The organism is Mesorhizobium sp. M2D.F.Ca.ET.226.01.1.1 (assembly GCF_004022705.2).
Lineage (GTDB): Bacteria > Pseudomonadota > Alphaproteobacteria > Rhizobiales > Rhizobiaceae > Mesorhizobium.
The window spans coordinates 1-279 of the sequence record NZ_RZOY02000148.1 but is presented as its reverse complement, the minus strand read 5'-3'; the positions used below and the strand labels follow the sequence as shown (position 1 = coordinate 279).

Genomic DNA, 279 nt, shown 5'->3' with positions numbered 1-279 from the left:
GTTCCTGTCGGACAAGCTCGACCTGCCGATTGACCGCATTCAGGTCCGCCAGGGCGACACCGACGATCTGAAGGATGGCGGCGGCACCGGCGGCTCGCGCTCGATCCCGCTCGGCGGTGTTTCGGCGTCCCGCGCTGGCGAGGATCTGGCGAACAAGATCAAGCGCATCGCGGCCGACGAGCTCGAAGCCTCGGCCGGTGACATCGAACTGTCCGACGGCGTGGCCCGCATCGTCGGTACCGATCGCACAATCGATTTCGCCAGCGTCGCCAGGGCGGC

The 279-nt window shown here is 67.7% G+C and carries 1 protein-coding gene; it reads left to right on the top strand.

Going from position 1 to position 279, the window contains the following annotated elements:
- Positions 1 to 279: molybdopterin cofactor-binding domain-containing protein (locus EN869_RS34165; RefSeq protein WP_145972073.1), on the top strand; the 279-nt coding region annotated here is incomplete at both ends.